The sequence below is a fragment of the Streptomyces sp. NPDC001796 genome, assembly GCF_042892355.1.
Lineage (GTDB): Bacteria > Actinomycetota > Actinomycetes > Streptomycetales > Streptomycetaceae > Streptomyces.
Genome location: NZ_JBIAUC010000001.1, coordinates 257,822 through 276,123, shown reverse-complemented (window position 1 = coordinate 276,123; position 18,302 = coordinate 257,822). Strand labels below are relative to the sequence as shown.

General features: G+C 72.3%; 11 protein-coding genes and 1 pseudogene. 6 read left to right on the top strand and 6 right to left on the bottom strand.

Annotated elements, in window-relative coordinates:
* Nucleotides 1-181 precede the first annotated feature (181 nt).
* From ACFYZE_RS01160 to ACFYZE_RS01150, 3 genes are all read left to right on the top strand, one after another.
* Nucleotides 182-1,636, top strand: coding sequence for an FGGY-family carbohydrate kinase (locus ACFYZE_RS01160; RefSeq protein ID WP_388986652.1), 1,455 nt, complete (start codon nucleotides 182-184; stop codon nucleotides 1,634-1,636).
* 248 nt (nucleotides 1,637-1,884) lie between these two features.
* Nucleotides 1,885-3,618, top strand: a complete 1,734-nt coding sequence (locus ACFYZE_RS01155; RefSeq protein WP_388986649.1) for an ABC transporter ATP-binding protein — start codon at nucleotides 1,885-1,887, stop codon at nucleotides 3,616-3,618.
* The gene (locus ACFYZE_RS01150) at nucleotides 3,618-5,546 is read left to right on the top strand and encodes an ABC transporter ATP-binding protein (protein ID WP_388986645.1); all 1,929 of its coding nucleotides are present in this window, start codon (nucleotides 3,618-3,620) and stop codon (nucleotides 5,544-5,546) included. Before ACFYZE_RS01155 ends, ACFYZE_RS01150 begins: the two co-directional genes overlap by 1 nt.
* A gap of 38 nt (nucleotides 5,547-5,584) precedes the next feature.
* On the opposite strand, the pseudogene ACFYZE_RS01145 reads toward ACFYZE_RS01150, so the two are convergent.
* The 5 genes and pseudogenes from ACFYZE_RS01145 to ACFYZE_RS01125 form a co-directional block, all read right to left on the bottom strand.
* Nucleotides 5,585-6,894: pseudogene (locus tag ACFYZE_RS01145) on the bottom strand (sigma-70 family RNA polymerase sigma factor).
* A 113-nt stretch (nucleotides 6,895-7,007) separates the two neighbouring features.
* The gene (gene dnaG, locus ACFYZE_RS01140; protein WP_388986642.1) at nucleotides 7,008-8,912 is read right to left on the bottom strand and encodes a DNA primase; all 1,905 of its coding nucleotides are present in this window, start codon (nucleotides 8,910-8,912) and stop codon (nucleotides 7,008-7,010) included.
* A gap of 47 nt (nucleotides 8,913-8,959) precedes the next feature.
* The gene (locus ACFYZE_RS01135; protein WP_388986639.1) at nucleotides 8,960-10,225 is read right to left on the bottom strand and encodes an NAD(P)/FAD-dependent oxidoreductase; all 1,266 of its coding nucleotides are present in this window, start codon (nucleotides 10,223-10,225) and stop codon (nucleotides 8,960-8,962) included.
* A gap of 153 nt (nucleotides 10,226-10,378) precedes the next feature.
* Nucleotides 10,379-11,737 (bottom strand): deoxyguanosinetriphosphate triphosphohydrolase, encoded by a 1,359-nt coding sequence (locus tag ACFYZE_RS01130; protein ID WP_388986636.1) that lies wholly within the window; start codon nucleotides 11,735-11,737, stop codon nucleotides 10,379-10,381.
* A 73-nt stretch (nucleotides 11,738-11,810) separates the two neighbouring features.
* Nucleotides 11,811-12,713, bottom strand: a complete 903-nt coding sequence (locus ACFYZE_RS01125; RefSeq protein ID WP_388986633.1) for a sirohydrochlorin chelatase — start codon at nucleotides 12,711-12,713, stop codon at nucleotides 11,811-11,813.
* 158 nt (nucleotides 12,714-12,871) lie between these two features.
* Here ACFYZE_RS01125 and ACFYZE_RS01120 point away from each other — a divergent pair, with 158 nt between their 5' ends.
* The 3 genes from ACFYZE_RS01120 to ACFYZE_RS01110 all read left to right on the top strand — a co-directional run bounded on the left by ACFYZE_RS01120 (nucleotide 12,872) and on the right by ACFYZE_RS01110 (nucleotide 17,363).
* On the top strand, nucleotides 12,872-13,552 hold the full coding sequence (locus tag ACFYZE_RS01120) for a vancomycin high temperature exclusion protein (protein WP_388986630.1): 681 nt from the start codon (nucleotides 12,872-12,874) through the stop codon (nucleotides 13,550-13,552).
* A gap of 2 nt (nucleotides 13,553-13,554) precedes the next feature.
* A complete protein-coding gene (locus ACFYZE_RS01115) occupies nucleotides 13,555-15,024 on the top strand; it encodes a membrane-associated oxidoreductase (RefSeq protein ID WP_388986628.1) in 1,470 nt (489 codons plus the stop codon).
* Nucleotides 15,025-15,137: 113 nt separating this feature from the next.
* Nucleotides 15,138-17,363 carry a molybdopterin oxidoreductase family protein gene (locus ACFYZE_RS01110; protein ID WP_388986625.1) on the top strand — a complete coding sequence of 742 codons (2,226 nt, stop codon included), beginning with the start codon at nucleotides 15,138-15,140 and terminating at the stop codon, nucleotides 17,361-17,363.
* On the opposite strand, the gene ACFYZE_RS01105 is transcribed toward ACFYZE_RS01110, so the two are convergent.
* A complete protein-coding gene (locus tag ACFYZE_RS01105; protein WP_388986622.1) occupies nucleotides 17,311-18,249 on the bottom strand; it encodes a protocatechuate dioxygenase in 939 nt (312 codons plus the stop codon). The two genes, ACFYZE_RS01110 and ACFYZE_RS01105, sit on opposite strands and share 53 nt — an antisense overlap.
* Nucleotides 18,250-18,302 lie beyond the last annotated feature (53 nt).

The window sequence follows — 18,302 nt, the reverse complement described above, 5'->3', positions numbered from 1 at the left end:
CTCCCTGCCCCCCCGGCTGCGGTGGGGTTTGGGTCCCGGGGGGGCGGCGCCCCCCCCGGGGGGCGGCGGGGGGGGGGGGGGGGGGGGGGGCGGGCGCGCCCGGGCCCGGCGCCCCCCCCCCCCCCCCCCCCCCCCCCCCCCCCCCCACGTCCACCCCCCTCCGTACGGCAGAATTTCCGCCATGGGGATAGTCGCCGGGTTGGACAGTTCACCCGATTTCACTCGTATCGTCGTCTGCGACACGGACACGGGGGCCGTGCTCAGGCAGGGGTATGCGCCGCATCCGGTGGAGACCCCCGAGGGTGGCGGCCGTCCCTCCGACATCGACCCGCAGGCCTGGCTGCTGTCACTCGGGGAGGCGGCCGGCGGCGGGCTCCTGGAGGGCGTGCAGGCCATCGGTGTCTCCGCGCAGGCGAACGCGCTGGTCCCGCTCGACACGCAGGGCGCCACCGTGCGGCCCGCGCTGGTCGGCAGCGACAAGCGGGCGCAGGTCGCGGCGGCCGACCTGATCGACGCGCTCGGCGGCCGGCAGGCCTGGGCCGAGGCCGTCGGCTGCGTCCCGCAGGCCGCGCAGCCCGTGACCAAGCTGCGCTGGCTCGCCAAGACGGAACCCGACAACGCGCTCCGGACCGCCGTGCTCATGCAGGCCCACGACTGGCTGGTGTGGCAGCTGCTCGGCCGACCCGTGAGACGGACCACCGACCGGGGCGGCGCCTCCGGGACCGGGTACTGGTCGGCGGCGACCGGCGCCTACCGCAGCGACCTCGTCGAGCTGGCCCTCGGCCACCAGGCCATCGTGCCGGAGGTGATCGGCCCCTCCGACGCGGCCGGCACGACACCGGAGGGGCTGCTGATCTCCGCCGGCACCGGGGAAACCATGGCCGCCGCGCTGGGTCTGGGCATCGGGCTCGGCGACGCGGTGGTCTCGCTCGGCGCCTCCGGGTCCGTGATGGCCGTCCACCCCGAGGCGCTCGTCGACTCCTCGGGGATGATCACCTCGCTGGCGGACGCCACGGGCATGCACCTGCCGGTGGTGACCACCCTCAACGCCGTGCGCACCCTGCGCGGCGCCGCCGAACTCCTCGGCCTGCCGGACCTCGAGTCGCTGTCCGACCTGGCGATGAAGTCGACGCCCGGCTCGCACGGGCTCGTCCTGCTCCCCTACCTGGAAGGCGAGCGGACCCCGAACCTGCCGCACACCGCGGGCACCCTGGCCGGGCTGCGGCGCGAGTCGATGAAGCCGGAGCACCTGGCGCGAGCCGCGTTCGAGGGCATGCTGTGCGGGCTCGCGGACGCGCTGGACGTGCTGCGCGGGCGCGGCGTTGAGGTGCGGCGGATCTTCCTGCTGGGCGCCGCCGCGGAACTGCCCGCCGTGCAGGCCGCGGCGCCCTCGCTGTTCGGCGCGCAGGTCGTCGTCCCCCAGCCCGCGGACTACGCTGCCATCGGCGCGGCCCGCCAGGCGGCCTGGTCGCTCGGCGTCTCCCAGGGCACCCTCGACCCGCGCACCCCGCCCCCGTGGCAGGGCGCGGCGGCCCAGGTCCTGGAGCCGGGCGAGGAACTCGCGGTGGGCCAGGCCGTACGGCAGCAGTACGTGTCGGTACGCGAGCAGACGCATCCGGGAGCGTTCCGCCCGTAGACGCGGTGTGCGTGCCGGCCGTAGCCGCGGACATGTCGCCCATCTCACACCGCGTCACCCGCATGGCGGCCGGGCAACGGTGAGGCACGTCGCCACCCTTCAGGACTACGTCCGAAGGCCGAGTCCGCTCGGTCGTAGGACCGCTGTCGGCTTAATCGGTTGAGGTAACGCGGGTGGAGTGTCCGACGATAGGGCGTGGTGCACCACCGACCGCCTCCCTTTTCGTCGACCACTCCGAGAGACCACGCGTGCTCATACGACTTCTGAGGACCCATCTGGGTCCGTACAAGAAACCGATAGCCCTGCTGGTGCTGCTGCAGTTCCTGCAGACCTGCGCCACGCTCTACCTGCCCACCCTGAACGCGCACATCATCGACAACGGTGTCGTGAAGGGGGACACGAACTACATCCTGACCTTCGGCGGCCTCATGATCGGGGTCTCGATGGGCCAGGTCGTGTGCAACATGGGCGCCGTCTACTTCGGAGCCCGGACCGCGTCGGCCGTCGGCCGGGACATCAGGGCAGCCGTCTTCGACCGGGTGCAGTCGTTCTCCTCCCGTGAGGTGGGTCACTTCGGCGCGCCGTCGCTGATCACCCGCACCACGAACGACGTGCAGCAGGTGCAGATGCTCGCCCTGATGACGTTCACCCTGATGGTGTCGGCGCCGATCATGTGCGTGGGCGGCATCGTCCTGGCGCTCGGTCTGGACGTGCCGCTGTCCGGTGTCCTGGTCGCCGTCGTGCCGGTGCTCGGCATCTCCGTGACGCTGATCGTGCGACGGCTGCGGCCGCTGTTCCGCAGCATGCAGGTCCGCCTCGACACGGTGAACCGGGTGCTGCGCGAGCAGATCTCCGGCAACCGGGTCATCCGCGCCTTCGTCCGCGACGACTACGAGAAGGAGCGCTTCAAGGGCTCGAACACCGAGCTCACCGACGTGGCCCTCGCCACCGGCCGCACGCTGGCGCTGATGTTCCCCATCGTGATGACCGTGGTGAACCTCTCCTCGATCGCCGTGGTCTGGTTCGGCGCGCACCGCATCGACAGCGGCGGCATGCAGATCGGCGACCTGACGGCGTTCCTCGCCTACCTCATGCAGATCGTCATGTCCGTGATGATGGCCACCTTCATGTTCATGATGGTGCCGCGCGCGGAGGTCTGCGCCGAGCGCATCCAGGACGTCCTCGGCACCTCCTCCAGCGTCGTACCGCCCACCGCGCCCGTCACCGAACTGCGCCGGCACGGTCATCTGGAGATCCGGGATGCCGGGTTCCGCTATCCGGGTGCCGAGGAGCCGGTGCTCAAGGCCATCGACCTGGTGGCGCGGCCCGGTGAGATCACGGCCGTCATCGGGTCCACCGGCAGCGGCAAGTCCACCCTGCTCGGGCTGATCCCCCGCCTGTTCGACGCCACCGAGGGCGAGGTCCTCGTGGACGGCGTGAACGTACGGGAGGTCGACCAGAAGCTGCTGGCCAAGACGGTCGGGCTGGTACCGCAGAAGCCGTACCTGTTCGCGGGCACGGTCGCCACGAACCTGCGCTACGGCAATCCGGACGCCACCGACGAGGAGCTGTGGCACGCGCTGGAGGTGGCGCAGGCCAAGGACTTCGTCTCCGAGCTGGAGAACGGCCTTGACGCCCCCATCGCGCAGGGCGGCACCAACGTCTCCGGCGGCCAGCGGCAGCGCCTCGCGATCGCCCGCACCCTGGTGCAGCGCCCGGAGATCTACCTCTTCGACGACTCCTTCTCCGCGCTCGACTACGCCACCGACGCGGCCCTGCGGGCGGCGCTCGCCCGGGAGACCGCCGAGGCGACCGTCGTCATCGTCGCCCAGCGGGTGGCGACGATCCGGGACGCCGACCGGATCGTCGTCCTGGACGAGGGCCGTGTCGTCGGCACCGGCCGCCATCACGAGCTGATGGCGGGCAACGAGACCTACCGGGAGATCGTGCTCTCCCAGCTCACGGAAGCGGAGGCTGCCTGATGGCCGGGCCCATGCGGGGGATGATGGGCGGGGGCGGCCCCGACCAGCGCTCGATGGACTTCAAGGGGTCCGGGAAACGGCTCCTCGCCCAGTTCGCACCCGAACGCCCCACCATGATCGTGATGCTGCTCTGCGGTGTGCTGAGCGTCGGGTTGTCCGTGGTCGGACCGAAGATCCTGGGCAAGGCGACGGACCTGGTCTTCGCCGGGATCATCGGCCGTCAGATGCCGGCCGGCCTGAGCAAGGAGCAGGTCCTCGACTCCATGCGGAAGCGGGGCCAGGGCGGCATCGCCGACATGCTCTCCGGCACGGACTTCACGCCGGGCAAGGGCATCGACTTCGGTGCCGTGGGGAACGTCCTGCTGCTCGCACTGTGCACGTTCCTGGTGGCCGGTCTGCTGATGGCGGTGTCGACGAGGCTCTCCAACCGGGCCATCAACAGGACGATCTACCGCATCCGCGAGGATGTGCAGGCGAAGCTGTCACGGCTTCCGCTGTCGTACTTCGACCAGCGGCAGCGCGGTGAGGTGCTCAGCCGCGCGACCAACGACATCGACAACATCCAGCAGACGCTGTCGCAGTCGATGGGCCAGCTCATCAACTCGCTGCTGACGATCGTCGGCGTGCTGGCGGTCATGTTCTGGGTCTCGTGGCTGCTGGCGCTGGTCGCCCTGGTGACCGTGCCGCTGTCGTTCTTCGTCGCGACCCGCGTCGGCAAGCGGTCGCAGCCGCACTTCGTGCAGCAGTGGCGCACCACCGGCAAGCTGAACGCCCACATCGAGGAGATGTACACCGGGCACACGCTGGTGAAGGTGTTCGGTCGGCAGGAGGAGTCGGCCAAGCAGTTCGCGGAGCAGAACGAGGCGCTGTACGAGGCGGGGTTCCGGGCGCAGTTCAACAGCGGTGTGATGCAGCCGCTGATGATGTTCGTCTCCAACCTGAACTATGTGCTGGTCGCGGTGGTCGGCGGTCTCCGGGTCGCGTCGGGCGCCCTGTCGATCGGTGATGTGCAGGCCTTCATCCAGTACTCGCGGCAGTTCTCGATGCCGCTCACGCAGGTCGCGTCGATGGCGAACCTGGTGCAGTCGGGTGTCGCATCGGCGGAGCGGATCTTCGACCTGCTGGACGCGGAGGAGCAGGGGGCCGACCCCGAGCGCGGGCTGCGCCCGGAGGAGCTGCGCGGGCAGGTCGCGCTGGAGAACGTGTCGTTCCGCTACGACCCGGAGAAGCCGCTCATCGAGAACCTGTCGCTGAAGGTGGAGCCGGGGCAGACGGTCGCGATCGTCGGCCCGACGGGAGCGGGCAAGACCACGCTCGTCAACCTGCTGATGCGGTTCTACGACGTCACCGGCGGGCGGATCACGCTCGACGGGGTCGACATCGCGAAGATGTCCCGGGACGAACTGCGGTCCTCGATCGGGATGGTGCTGCAGGACACCTGGCTGTTCGGCGGCACCATCGCGGAGAACATCGCCTACGGCGCCTCCCGGGAGGTCACGCGCGGCCAGATCGAGGAGGCGGCGCGGGCGGCCCACGCGGACCGGTTCATCCGTACGCTGCCGGACGGCTACGACACCGTGATCGACGACGAGGGGACGGGGGTCAGCGCGGGTGAGAAGCAGCTCATCACGATCGCGCGGGCGTTCCTCTCGGACCCGGTGATCCTGGTGCTGGACGAGGCGACGAGTTCCGTGGACACGCGGACCGAGGTGCTGATCCAGAAGGCGATGGCGAAGCTGGCGCACGGGCGGACGTCGTTCGTGATCGCGCACCGGCTGTCGACGATCCGGGACGCCGACACGATCCTCGTGATGGAGAACGGCTCCATCGTCGAACAGGGCTCGCACACGGAGCTGCTGGCCGCGGACGGGGCGTACGCACGGCTGTACAAGGCGCAGTTCGCGCAGGCTGTGGCCGAGGTCGACTGACCCCGGTCCGCCGGGGGCCGCCCGCACGGGCGGCCCCTTCAGTCCAGGTAGCCCCTGAGCTGGTCCGCGAAGGCGTGGTCCCGCAGCTTGTTCAGCGTCTTGGACTCGATCTGGCGGATGCGTTCGCGGGTGACACCGAAGATGCGGCCTATCTCCTCCAGGGTGCGGGGGCGGCCGTCGACGAGTCCGTACCGCAGTTGCACGACCTTGCGCTCCCTCTCCCCCAGCGTGGACAGGACCGCTTCCAGGTGCTCCCTGAGCAGCAGGAACGCCGCGGACTCCACCGGGCTGGTGGCGTCGCCGTCCTCGATGAGGTCACCGAGGGCCACATCGTCCTCCTCGCCCACGGGCGCGTGCAGGGAGACGGGCTCCTGAGCGAGCCGCAGTACCTCGCTGACCCGCTCGCTGGGCAGCTCCAGATGCGCGGCGACCTCCTCCGGGGTCGGCTCGTAGCCGCGTTCCTGGAGCATGCGGCGCTGGACGCGGATGACCCGGTTGATCAGCTCGACGACGTGGACCGGGACACGGATGGTGCGGGCCTGGTCGGCGAGGGCGCGGGACATGGCCTGGCGGATCCACCAGGTCGCGTACGTGGAGAACTTGTAGCCGCGGGCGTAGTCGAACTTCTCGACGGCCCTGATCAGACCGAGGTTTCCCTCCTGGACGAGGTCCAGCATGGTCAGCCCGCGGCCGACGTACCGCTTCGCGACGGAGACGACGAGACGCAGATTGGCCTCGATCAGCCGCCGCTTGGCCATGCGCCCCATGACGACGAGCCGGTCCAGGTCGAGCGCGAGCCGGGTGTCGAGGCCGGGGGTGGTGAGGAGCTTCTCCTCGGCGAACAGGCCGGCTTCGACGCGGCGGGCGAGTTCGACCTCCTCGGCGGCCGTCAGCAGCGGGATGCGGCCGATCTCGCGCAGATACTGGCGGAACAGGTCGGAGGAGGGGCCACTGGTGTCGGCACGGTCGCGCAGGGCTTCGACGGGTTCGACGACCTCGTCGGGTTCAGCTGCTTCGACGGGTTCGACGACCTCGTCGGGTTCAGCTGCTTCGACGGCTTCGAGCGACTCGGCGAACTCGGACGGGCCCGGTGGCTCGGGCTCGGCCTCCGTCTGGGAGTGGTGCGCGAGCCGGCTCTGCGGCGGAACCGCCGGGAGGACGTCGGCCTCCGCGCCCGGCTCGTCGTTCAGGATGTCCGGTTGGGTGAGGGTCTGGGTCTGCACGGGGGGCGACCTCCAGGGATGTCGCTGCTTCAGGCGTGCGGCAGCGGTACGTCGGTGAGCGGAACCGCGGGGGTGTAGGACCCGCCGTCGTGGGCGGGCCGGCCGCGCTCCGAGGACTCAGGCACCGGAACCCAGTGTGGAGTACGACACATCACCGCCACGAGGGTTGTGCGCCCACTTTTTGAGTCCGGTCCGTGACCGGGTGGTTACGCTGCCGCACGGGTGTGCGGTACGCCGCCTACAGTGCGGCGGCCCCCCGCTCCCGCAGCGCCTGGTCGTACTGCTGCAGTACCCACAGCTCGTTCTGGACCGCCGCCAGTTGGGCCGGGTCGCCGTGTGTGCCGAGGCGGGTCAGGGTGGACTGGATGTCGCGGATCCGGCGTTCGACCGCGCGGCGGCGGACCGTGACGAGGACCGTCCCCGCGTACACCTCGTCCACCGTCCTGCGCATGATCGCCTCGACGGCCAGTTCCGTGACCATCGCGCGCACCGTGTCGTCGGGCGCCGCCTCGCGGACCCGGACCAGGTACTCCTGCGGGTCCTGCGCGCCCCACTCCGCGCCCCCCGCCTCCATGATCGCCTGCCGTACGGCCGCGTACGGCGCCGCCGTGAACTCGTCGACGCCGTAGGCGTCGAACGCGGGCGACACCAACTCCGGCTGCTGGAGGGCGAGTTTCAGCAGCTCACGCTCGGTCGCGTAGACCGGGTTGCGAAGGGTGAGCGCCGGGCCGGAGACGGCCGGGCGGTGCGCCGCCTCGTAGCGCTCCGCCGGGCGCGGTCCCGTCGGCGCCGGGCCCCTGCCGCCCCGGTCGCGTGCCCAACGGGCCAGCTGCGCCACCCGCTTGACCACGAACTGCGTGTCCAGGATGCCGAGCATGCCCGCGAGCTGGACCGCCACCTCGTGCTGCGCGCCGCTGTTCTTGATGCGGGCCACGACCGGCGCCGCCTCGTCCAGCGCGGCCGCCCGGCCCGCCGGGGTCTCCAGGTCGTAGCGGCCGACGATCTGGCGCAGCGCGAACTCGAAGAGCGGCGTGCGCGGCTCCGCCAGGTCCGCGACCGCTTCGTCGCCCTTGGCGAGCCGCAGGTCGCAGGGGTCCATGCCGTCCGGCGCGATCGCGATGTACGTCTCGGCGGCGAACTTCTGGTCGTCCTCGAAGGCGCGCAGGGCCGCCTTCTGGCCGGCCGCGTCGCCGTCGAAGGTGAAGATGACACGCGCGCTGCCGTTGTCCATCAGCAGCCGCCGAAGGATCTTGATGTGCTCGCCGCCGAAGGCCGTGCCGCAGGTCGCGATGGCCGTGGTGACGCCCGCCAGGTGGCAGGCCATGACGTCCGTGTAGCCCTCGACGACCACGGCCCGGCTGCTCTTCGCGATCTCCTTCTTGGCCAGGTCGATGCCGTACAGAACCTGGGACTTGCGGTAGATCGGCGTTTCCGGGGTGTTCAGGTACTTCGGTCCGGTGTCCGCCTCGTAGAGCTTGCGGGCGCCGAAACCGACCACGTCGCCGCCGATGTCCCGGATCGGCCACATCAGCCGGCCGCGGAAGCGGTCGATGGGGCCCCGGCGGCCCTCCTGGGACAGGCCGGAGAGGATCAGTTCCCTGTCGCTGAAGCCCTTGCCGCGGAGGTAGCGGGTGAGGTGGTCCCAGCCCTGCGGGCTGTAGCCGACGCCGAAGTGCACGGCGGCGGCCTGGTCGAAGCCGCGCTCGGCCAGGAACTTCCGCCCCGCCTCGGCCTCCGGGCTGGCGTCGAGCTGCTCGGCGTACCACTGGGCGGCCAGCTGGTGGGCCTCCACCAGGCGGATGCGTTCGCCGCGCTGGTGGGTGGGGTTGTACCCGCCCTCCTCGTACCGCAGCGTGATGCCCGCCCGGGCGGCCAGGCGCTCGACCGCCTCCGAGAACGAGAGGTGGTCGACCTTCATCACGAACGTGATGGTGTCGCCGCCCTCCTGGCAGCCGAAGCAGTGGAACAGCCCCTTGCTGGGGCTGACCTGGAAGGACGGCGACTTCTCGTCGTGGAAGGGGCAGAGCCCCTTCAGGTTTCCCCCGCCGGCGTTGCGCAGCTGGAGGTACTCGGACACGACGGCGTCGATCGGGACAGCGTCCCGTACCGCCTTCACGTCCTCGTCGTTGATCCGTCCTGCCACGAGGAGATTCTACGGGGGTGGTGTGACAGGAAGGGCTTCCCGTCCGGTCACGGGGTCAGGCTCTCCAGCGGTACCCCCGGGTCCGACAACGCCTCCGGGTCCACCACCGTCCGCTCCCGGATCAGCTTCTGGATGCGGTCCGTGACATCCCACACATTCACGTTCATCCCGGCCAGCACCCTGCCCTCCTTCAGCCAGAAGGCGATGAAGTGCCGCTTGCCGGCGTCGCCCCGGATGACCACCTCGTCGTACGTCCCGGGCGGCGCCCACCCCGAGTACTCCATCCCCACGTCGTACTGGTCGGAGAAGAAGTACGGCACCCGGTCGTACGTCACCTCGCGCCCGAGCATCGCGCGGGCGGCGGCCGGGCCGCCGTTCAGGGCGTTCGCCCAGTGCTCGACGCGCAGCCGGGTGCCGAAGAGGGGGTGGTGGAAGGACGCCACGTCACCGGCCGCGTAGATGTCGGGGTCGGACGTGCGCAGAGCGGCGTCCACCGCGATACCGCCTCCGTGTGCGGGGTCGGCCAGCTCCAGCCCGGCCGCCTCCGCGAGAGCGACCCTGGGGGCCGCGCCGATCGCGGCGAGCACGTCGTGCGCGGGGTGCTCCTCGCCGTCGTCGGTGCGGGCGGCCAGCACCATGCCGTCCTGGCCGATGATCTCGGTGAGCCGCACCCCGAAGTGGAAGCGGACCCCGTGGTCGCGGTGCAGCTCCGCGAACAGCTCGCCCAGCTCCGGGCCGAGGACGTGGTGCAGCGGGGTCGGCGCGGACTGGATGACGGTGACCTCCGCGCCGTACTCGCGGGCCGCCGCCGCGACCTCGAGGCCGATCCAGCCGGCGCCCGCGATCACGATGTGGCCGTTGTCCCGGCCGAGGGCGGTGAGGACGCCCTTGAGGCGCTCGGCGTGGGCGAGCCGGCGCAGGTGGTGGACGCCCGCGAGGTCCGTGCCGGGGATGTCCAGGCGCCGGGGCTCGGCGCCGGTCACGAGGAGCAGCTTGTCGTAGTGGACTAGCGTGCCGTCGTCGCCGAAGCGGACCGTCTTCGCGGCGCGGTCGATGGCGTCGACGCTCTGTCCGAGGTGCAGCTCGATGTCGTTGCGCGCGTACCAGGAGGGCTCGTGGACGAAGACGCTGTCGCGCTCCTCCTTGCCGAGCAGGTACCCCTTGGAGAGGGGAGGCCGTTCGTACGGGTGGTCGCGTTCGTCGCAGATCAGTATCACGCGGCCGCTGAAGCCCTCCGCTCGGAGCGTCTCGGCCGCCTTGGCGCCGGCGAGACCTCCTCCGACGATGACGAATGTCTGATCCGCGTCGACCACTTGATGCCTCCTCGTAAGGATGTCGCCATATGCGAGCCTCCCGCACGGGAGCGGGCTGCGGGAAGAGGGAGTGCCCCGATCAGGCCAGGGAAGGGCACGACCGGCCGTCACGTGCCGCCGTCATGAACCGGTCACGTGGGGGCCGTGTGCGGCTCATGCGCGCCCTGTCAGCCGCGCGTGCAGGTGGCCTGCCGAGGCGTCCGTGAGCGAGGCGATCTGGTCGACGATCACCCGCTTGCGGGCGCGGTCGTCGGCGGCCTCTTCGAACAGCGCCCGGAACTGCGGCTCCAGTCCGTCGGGTGCGCGGGCGGTGAGCGCCTCGGCCAGTTCGGCGACGACGACGCGCTGGTCGGCGCGGATCCGCTCCTGCTCGGCGCGCTGCATCACGTACAGGTCGGCGACCGCCTTGAGGACCGCGCACTCCATGCGGGTGCTGCGGGGTACGACCAGCTCGGCGGCGTATCTGGTAAGACGCCCGCTGCCTCCCCCAGAGCCTGAACGGCCTGGGAGGTGCCCCCATGCCGCCCGGGTGGCGCCCTCCGCCGCCAGGCAGAAGCGGCCGATGAGCTGGCTGGTGGCGTCCTTCAGGCGGCCCTGGGCGATGGCGGAGCCGTCGTACTCGCTCGGCCACCACTGCTGGGCGAGGAGCCGGTCGAGGGCTTCGGCCAGTTCCTCGGGGTCGGTGTCCGCGGGCACGTACCGGCCGAGGGCGACGGCGAAGACCGCCTGCCGCTCCGGTTCGGCGTGCAGGCTGCCGGGGTCGACGTATCCGGCGTGCAGGCCGTCCTCGAAGTCGTGCACGGAGTAGGCGACGTCGTCGGACCAGTCCATGACCTGGGCCTCGAAGCAGGTGCGGTGGCCGGGGGCGCCCTTGCGGAACCAGTCGAAGACGGGGCGGTCGTCCTCGTAGACGCCGAACTTCGCGGAGGAGGGGTCGGTGGGGTGGGCGCCGCGCGGCCAGGGGTACTTGGTGGCGGCGTCGAGGACGGCGCGGGTGAGGTTGAGGCCGACGCTGACGACTTCACCGGTGCAGACGCTGCGGACGAACCGCTTGGGCTCGATGCGGGCGAGCAGACGCAGGGACTGGGCGTTGCCCTCGAAGCCGCCGCAGTCGTGAGCGAACTCGTTCAGCGCCTGTTCGCCGTTGTGCCCGAAGGGCGGGTGCCCGAGGTCGTGGGAGAGGCAGGCGGCCTCCACCAGGTCCGGGTCGCAGCCGAGGGCGGCGCCGAGCTCCCGGCCGACCTGGGCGCATTCCAGCGAGTGGGTGAGCCGGGTGCGGGGGCTGGCGTCCCAGGCCTCGCTCCTCGTGCCGGGGGTGACGACCTGGGTCTTGCCCGCCAGACGGCGCAGCGCGGCCGAGTGCAGCACGCGGGCGCGGTCGCGCTGGAAGGCGGTGCGGCCGGGGCGTTTGTCGGGCTCGGCGGCCCAGCGCTCGGTGTCCGAGGCGTCGTACGCCGAGCCGTTCTCGCAGCGTGTGGGGGTCTCGTGGGCCTTCGGTGCGATCCCGTCCATGACCTGACAGTAATCGCAGCCACGGACAATCGGGATGTCGTCGTCCGTTTCTCGCCGGAGCGTCAGGCGTTCCTCAGGCCGATGCCAGCGCGGGTTCCGTGGCCGCCTCCGGGGTCGCGAGGGCCTGGTCGTAGCGGTGCAGGACCAGGCGGGCCATCGCCGCGTGGTCGCCGAGAGGGGCAGCCGCGATCCACGGGGCGGCCTCGGTGCACTCCGTGTGGAAACGGCCGGGCGCGGTGAAGTACGACGCGACGGCGACCCGGTGGCGGCCGCGGGCGGCCAGCGCGCGGACCGCCTGGGGCACGGTGGGCGCGGCGGCGGAGGCGTACGCGGGGACGACGGGGACGCCGAGGCGTTCGGCGAGGAGCTGGGCGGTGCGGCGGGTGTCGAGGGCGGATGCGGGGTCGCGGGAGCCGGCGGCGGCCAGCACCACCGCGCCGGCACGGCGCCGGGCCTCGCTCATGGAGGCCGGCCAGCCGGCCTCGACCAGCCGGGCGTACAGGGTCTCCACGAGGAGCGGGTGCGGGCCGAGCGGGGCAGCCACGCGCGTGTGGGCTCGCGCCGCTGCCGCCGCCTCGGGGATGTCCTTCTTGACGTGGTAGCCGCGGCTGAGCAGCAGCGGTACGAGGACGGCGTGAGCGTCGCCCAGGGAGGCGAGGGTGTCGGGCAGCAGTGGCTCGTTCAGCTCGATGTGCCCGAGGCGCACCGGCAGGTGCGGGCGCAGCTCGCGGACCCGTTCCATGAGGGTCCTCACGGTCGCCGGGGCGCGCGGGTCGCGGCTGCCGTGGGCCACGAGGACGAGCGCGGGCGGGGCGGGACGCCGGCTGCCGTCGAGCGAGACGAGGCTCAGCTGACTGCCGAGCTGGCTGGTGATCCGGTTCATGAGCTGCGCCGTACTGTCGAGGTGGGCGCCACCGGCCGGCCGGCCGCGGGGGCGCAGGGGGGACTCGTCGGGTGGAAGGTTCGACGCCGTCATGCACCGATCCTGGCGGCAGCAGGTTGCCGCGCCGTTGCGCGGCCGTGACCGGGTTGTTTTCCGGCGCTTCACGGCGCGGGCGCGGAGCGTGTGAGCGGGTCGCCGAGGGAGGCGCGAACCGGATGGCCGTTCGCCGCGTCCCTCTTGGCATGCCGGGCATGAAGATCCGCAGACCGAGGCTGCCGCGCACGCGCGCCGGACAGCGCAGGGCCGTTCAGGTCCTGGCCGCGCTGTGCGTACTGGCGCTGCTGCCGGCCACCTGGTTGTACCTGACCACGGCCGGCCGGCTGCGCACCACCGCGGACGTGCCGCGCACCGATGTCGCCGTGGTCTTCGGCGCGGGCCTGTGGGGCGGCGAGCCGTCGCCGTACCTCGCCCATCGCCTGGACGCGGCGGCGAGCCTGTACCGGGCGGGCCGGATCAAGGTCGTCCTGGTCACCGGGGACAACAGTCGCGAGGACTACGACGAGCCGGACGCGATGCGCGCGTACCTGGCGCGGCACGGCGTACCGCGCGAGCGGGTCGTGACCGACTACGCCGGCTTCGACACCTGGGACTCCTGCGTCCGGGCGAAGAAGATCTTCGGTGTCGATCGGGCCGTCCTGGTCAGCCAGGGCTTCCACATCCGCCGCGCGGTCGCCCTGTGCCAGGCGGCGGGCGTGACGTCGTACGGCGTCGGGGTGGCCGACAGGCACGACGTGACCTGGTACTACGGCGGCACCCGGGAGGTCTTCGCGGCGGGCAAGGCGGCCCTGGACGCGCTGTTCCACCCGGACCCGACGTTCCTCGGGCCGAAGGAGCAGGGGGTCACGAAGGCGCTGGCGGGGGCACGGGGCTGAGCGTGGAGATCACGGATCTGACGCCTGCCGAGCGCCGCGTGTGGGAGGCCTTCCCGCTCGGTGAGGGCGTGGACTTCCGGGAGGGCGAGGACGAGGACCCCACCGAGGGCGCCTCGTGGGGGCCCGAGCGGACCCTGCGGGCGGAGGTGCTGCGGGCGCTGCTGCTGGACGGGCCGGAGCGGGACGGCCGGATCGCCGGGCTGAAGGTGCGGGGTGCGCGCATCACCGGGCGGCTGGACCTCAAGTACGGGACGGTCGGCCACCCCGTGCGGCTGCGCTTCTGCCACTTCGAGGAGGCCCCCGACCTGTACGGGGCACAGGTCGTCGCCCTGGTCCTGAGCGACTCGGTGCTGCCGGGGCTGACGGCCGGGAACCTGCGCGCCGAAGGGGTCGTACGGATCACCTGCTGCCGGGTCACGGGGCCGGTACGGCTCGCCGGGGCGAAGCTGTCCGGAGCGTTGTTCGCCAACGGGGCGCGGCTGGGCAGCCCGGGCGAGGTCCCGGAGGAGGCCGTGCTCCAGCTCAACCACGCGGAGGTCGGAACGGACGTGTGGGCCCCGGGGCTGGTCGCGCACGGGAAGGTCCACCTGAACGGGGCAGTCGTCCGCGGTCACGTGAACCTCAACGACGCGGAGCTGTACGCCCCTGGCGGCACCGCACTGCACGCCGAGGTCCTCACGGTCGGCACCGATCTGCACGCCATGCGGCTGCGGACCCGTGGCCGGGTGAATCTGAGCGGTGCCCGGATCCCCCGCCAGCTCAACCTCGCGTACGCCCGCCTGTCCAACCCGGACGGCCAGGCCCTGCGCGCCAGCAGCAGTGTCGTGGGCGAGCTGTGGCTCAGGGAGGCGGCGCCCATCGAGGGCGCCGTCAATCTGCGCGGGGCCCAGCTGGAGCTGCTGCATGTGCCGCCCGAGGTGTGGCCCGACCGGGTCAGGATCGACGGGTGCAGCTACCGCGTCCTGACTCCGCACCTTCCGGCCGAGCGGCGCCTGCCGCTGCTGGAACGCGAGGAGCTGGGCTATCTCCCGTATCCGTACGAGCAGTTGACCACGGCCTACCGCACGGTGGGCGACGACGCCGCCGCCCGCACCGTCCAGCTGGCCAAGCTCCGCCGCCACCGGCGCACCCTCCCCCGGTACGCCCGGCTGTGGGGGTATGTGCAGGACGCCGCCGTGGGCTACGGCTTCCGCCCGATGCGGGCGGCGGGCTGGCTGCTGGTGCTGCTGTGCACGGGCACGCTCGCCTTCGCGGTGCACCGTCCGCCCGCGCTCAAGCCCTCGGAGGCGCCCGAGTTCAACCCGCTCTTCTACACCCTGGACCTGCTGCTGCCGATCATCGACTTCGGCCAGGAGAGCGCGTACGCGCCGCGCGGCTGGTACCAGTGGCTGTCGTACGTGCTGATCGCCACCGGCTGGGTGCTGGCGACGACGATCGCGGCGGGCGTGACACGCTCGCTGAACCGGCAGTAGAAGCGCCGGCCTGCGTACCTCACGCCGCCCCGGGCCCGGCGGGGAGGTCCTGGTCCCGGCCGTGTAACGGGCGGCGTCCCGGTGTGTAACACGCCCGACGCACGCTGAGCGGCATGCAGACCACCTCGACGCCCACGCACTGCCCGTACTGCGCCCTGCAGTGCGGGATGAACCTCAATCCCACGCCCGAGGGGGGCGTCGAGGTGGCCGAGCGTGCCGACTTCCCGGTGAACCGGGGAGCGCTGTGCGGCAAGGGCCGTACGGCGCCGGAAGTGCTGTCGTCGCGGGTGCGGCTGACCTCGCCGCTGGTGCGGTCCGGGGGCGAGCTCAGGCCCGCCACCTGGGAGGAGGCGCTGGACCGTATCGCCGGGGCGCTCTCGCGCGCGCGGGCGGAGCACGGGCCGGACGCGCTCGGCGTGTTCGGCGGGGGCGGGCTGACGAACGAGAAGGCGTACACGCTCGGGAAGTTCGCGCGGGTGGTGCTCGGCACCTCGCAGATCGACTACAACGGGCGGTTCTGCATGTCGTCCGCCGCGGCCGCGGGGACGAAGGCGTTCGGGCTCGACCGGGGGCTGCCGTTCCCGCTGGAGGACATCCCGAAGACGGGCTGCGTGATCCTCGTCGGCTCCAACCTCGCCGAGACGATGCCGCCGGCGCTGCGGTACCTCACGGAGCTCAAGGAGAACGGCGGCACGCTGATCGTCGTCGACCCGCGGCGGACGCGGACGGCCGAGCAGGCGGATCTGCACCTGGCGCCGCGCCCGGGGACGGACCTCGCGCTGGCGCTCGGTCTGCTGCACCTGGTGGTCGCGGAGGGACGTACGGACGAGGAATACATCCGGGAGCGCACCAGCGGCTGGGAGGAGGCGCGGGCGGCGGCCATGGCGCACTGGCCGGAGTATGTGGAACGGATCACGGGGGTGTCCGTTCCGCAACTCCGGGAGGCCGTACAGCTGTTCTGCGCGCCGGAGAACGCGATGGTGCTGACCGCGCGCGGGCCCGAGCAGCAGTCCAAGGGCACGGACACGGTGAGCGCGTGGATCAACCTGTGCCTGGCCACCGGGCGCGCGGGCCGCCCCCTGTCCGGCTACGGGTGTCTGACCGGGCAGGGCAACGGGCAGGGCGGCCGGGAACATGGCCAGAAGGCCGACCAGCTGCCCGGCTACCGCAAGCTGACCGACCCGGCGGCGCGCCGGCACGTGGCGGAGGTGTGGGGCGTGCACCCGGACTCCCTGCCGGGCCCGGGCCGCAGTGCCTACGAACTCCTCGACGCCCTCGGCACGGACATCCGCACGCTGCTGCTCATGGGCTCCAACCCCGTGGTGTCGGCCCCGCGCGCCGCGCACATCGAGGACCGGCTGCGCTCGCTGGACTTCCTCGCGGTGTGCGACGTGGTCCTCTCCGAGACGGCGGAACTGGCGGACGTCGTGCTGCCGGTGACGCAGTGGGCGGAGGAGACGGGCACGACGACCAACCTGGAGGGCCGGGTCCTGCTGCGCCGCCGCGCGCTGACCCCGCCGCCCGGGGTGCGCAGCGATCTGGAGGTCATGCACGAACTCGCAGCCCGCCTGGGCGTGGAGAAGGGCTTCCCCACGGACCCGGAGGAGGTCTTCGAGGAACTGCGCCGCGCCAGCGCGGGCGGTCCGGCGGACTACTCCGGGATCACCTACCGCAGGCTGGCCGAGGAGAACGGGGTGTTCTGGCCGTGCCCGGCACCGGCCGCCGACTCGGAGGAAGGAGAGGACGCCTCGCTGGACGTCCTCCCCGACGACCCGGCGGACGACCACGACCCGGCGGACCACGACGACCGGGCGGACCACGACGTCCCGGCGCGCCCCTCCGGCGAACGGGCGCCCGGCGTCCACCCCGGCACTCCCCGCCTCTTCCTCGAGCGGTTCGCCACCGAGGACGGCCGGGCCCGGTTCGCCGCCGTGTCGTACCGGGCGGTCGCCGAGGAGCCCGACGACGCGTACCCGGTGCTGCTGACCACCGGGCGTGTGGTGGCGCAGTACCAATCGGGGGCGCAGACGCGGCGTGTCGCGGAGCTGAACGCCGCCGCGCCCGGGCCGTTCGTGGAGATGCACCCGCGGCTGGCCGAGCGGCTCGGCGCGGTGGAGGGGGACGCGGTCGCGGTGGTGTCGCGGCGCGGCCGGGCCGTCGCGCCCGCGCGGATCAGCCGTGCCATCCGGCCCGACACCGTCTTCATGCCGTTCCACTGGCCCGGCGAGGGCCGCGCCAACACGCTGACCAACCCGGCCCTCGACCCCACCTCCCGCATGCCCGAGTTCAAGGTGTGCGCGGTACGGCTGGAGCGCTTGGGCCAGGACCAGAGGCAGTGACGCCGGCGGAGGGCGTACGGGACGCGCTCGCCGCGCTGTCCGGCGGTGCCGTGCTGCCGGCCGACGCGCTCGGCAGGGGGGAGGTGGAGGCGCCTCCCGCGCCGGCGTTCTCCCGGGTCGGGTCGATGCCGACGGTCAGCGTCGCGACGAAGCCCGTCGCGGCGTCCCCGGTGACCGTCATCAGCCCGTCACCGGCACCGCCCCCGCGGTAGACCGGATCGTGCGCGAGCCGGGTACGGGTGCCGGTGTGCTTGGTGTACGGGGCCCTGGCGTACACCGCGTCGGCGTCGCCGTCGGGGAGGAAGAGCTGCCCGGTCCAGTTGACCCTGCCGCCCTTGTAGGTGCCGGCGGTCTTCTTGCCGCCGGTGTGCACCTTGACGTGGATGTGCGGGGCGCGCCCCGTGTACCAGCCGGGGAAGATCGTCGTGAACTCGGCGACGCCGTCGGCACCGGTGGTCTGGAAGCCGCGCAGGTACGTCGTGGAGGCGGTGCCGTTGAAGTGGCTCTCGGCGGGTGTCGTGCCGCCCGGGTGCGCGCCGGGGAAGCCGGAGTGGTAGCCCCAGGCGTCGCACTGCCAGATCTCGACGGCCGCGTCCTTCAGGAGGGCGCAGGCGTGGGGCTGGTCGCGCACGGTGAGCCGTACGGTGAGCGGGACCCCTTCCTTGCCCTCGGTGATGTCCCTGCGGAAGGGCGCGTCGGCCAGGTGGTACGGCCCTTGTGTGACGCTCGGGTTCAGCACGCACAGCTCCGCGTCGGGTGCCTTGTGGGCGTCCGGCGCGTGCCGGTGGGAGGACGAGCAGGCGCCGGTCCCAAGCCCCAGGACGGCACCCGCGGCGGCACCGCCCAGCATGAGCGCACGCCGCCGGGTGAGGTCGCTATCGGTCATGGCCGGGACCCTAGGTGGCGCGGCGCGACGGTGAGCGGGGGCGCACGGGGTGG

What these genes read in the sequence shown, in the direction of transcription:
- ACFYZE_RS01160 (WP_388986652.1), top strand. Translation starts at nt 182, where the DNA reads ATGGGGATAGTCGCCGGGTTGGACAGTTCACCCGATTTCACTCGTATC.
- ACFYZE_RS01150 (WP_388986645.1), top strand. Translation starts at nt 3,618, where the DNA reads ATGGCCGGGCCCATGCGGGGGATGATGGGCGGGGGCGGCCCCGACCAG.
- ACFYZE_RS01130 (WP_388986636.1), bottom strand. Translation starts at nt 11,737, where the DNA reads ATGGACGGGATCGCACCGAAGGCCCACGAGACCCCCACACGCTGCGAG.
- ACFYZE_RS01125 (WP_388986633.1), bottom strand. Translation starts at nt 12,713, where the DNA reads ATGACGGCGTCGAACCTTCCACCCGACGAGTCCCCCCTGCGCCCCCGC.
- ACFYZE_RS01120 (WP_388986630.1), top strand. Translation starts at nt 12,872, where the DNA reads ATGAAGATCCGCAGACCGAGGCTGCCGCGCACGCGCGCCGGACAGCGC.
- ACFYZE_RS01110 (WP_388986625.1), top strand. Translation starts at nt 15,138, where the DNA reads ATGCAGACCACCTCGACGCCCACGCACTGCCCGTACTGCGCCCTGCAG.
- ACFYZE_RS01105 (WP_388986622.1), bottom strand. Translation starts at nt 18,249, where the DNA reads ATGACCGATAGCGACCTCACCCGGCGGCGTGCGCTCATGCTGGGCGGT.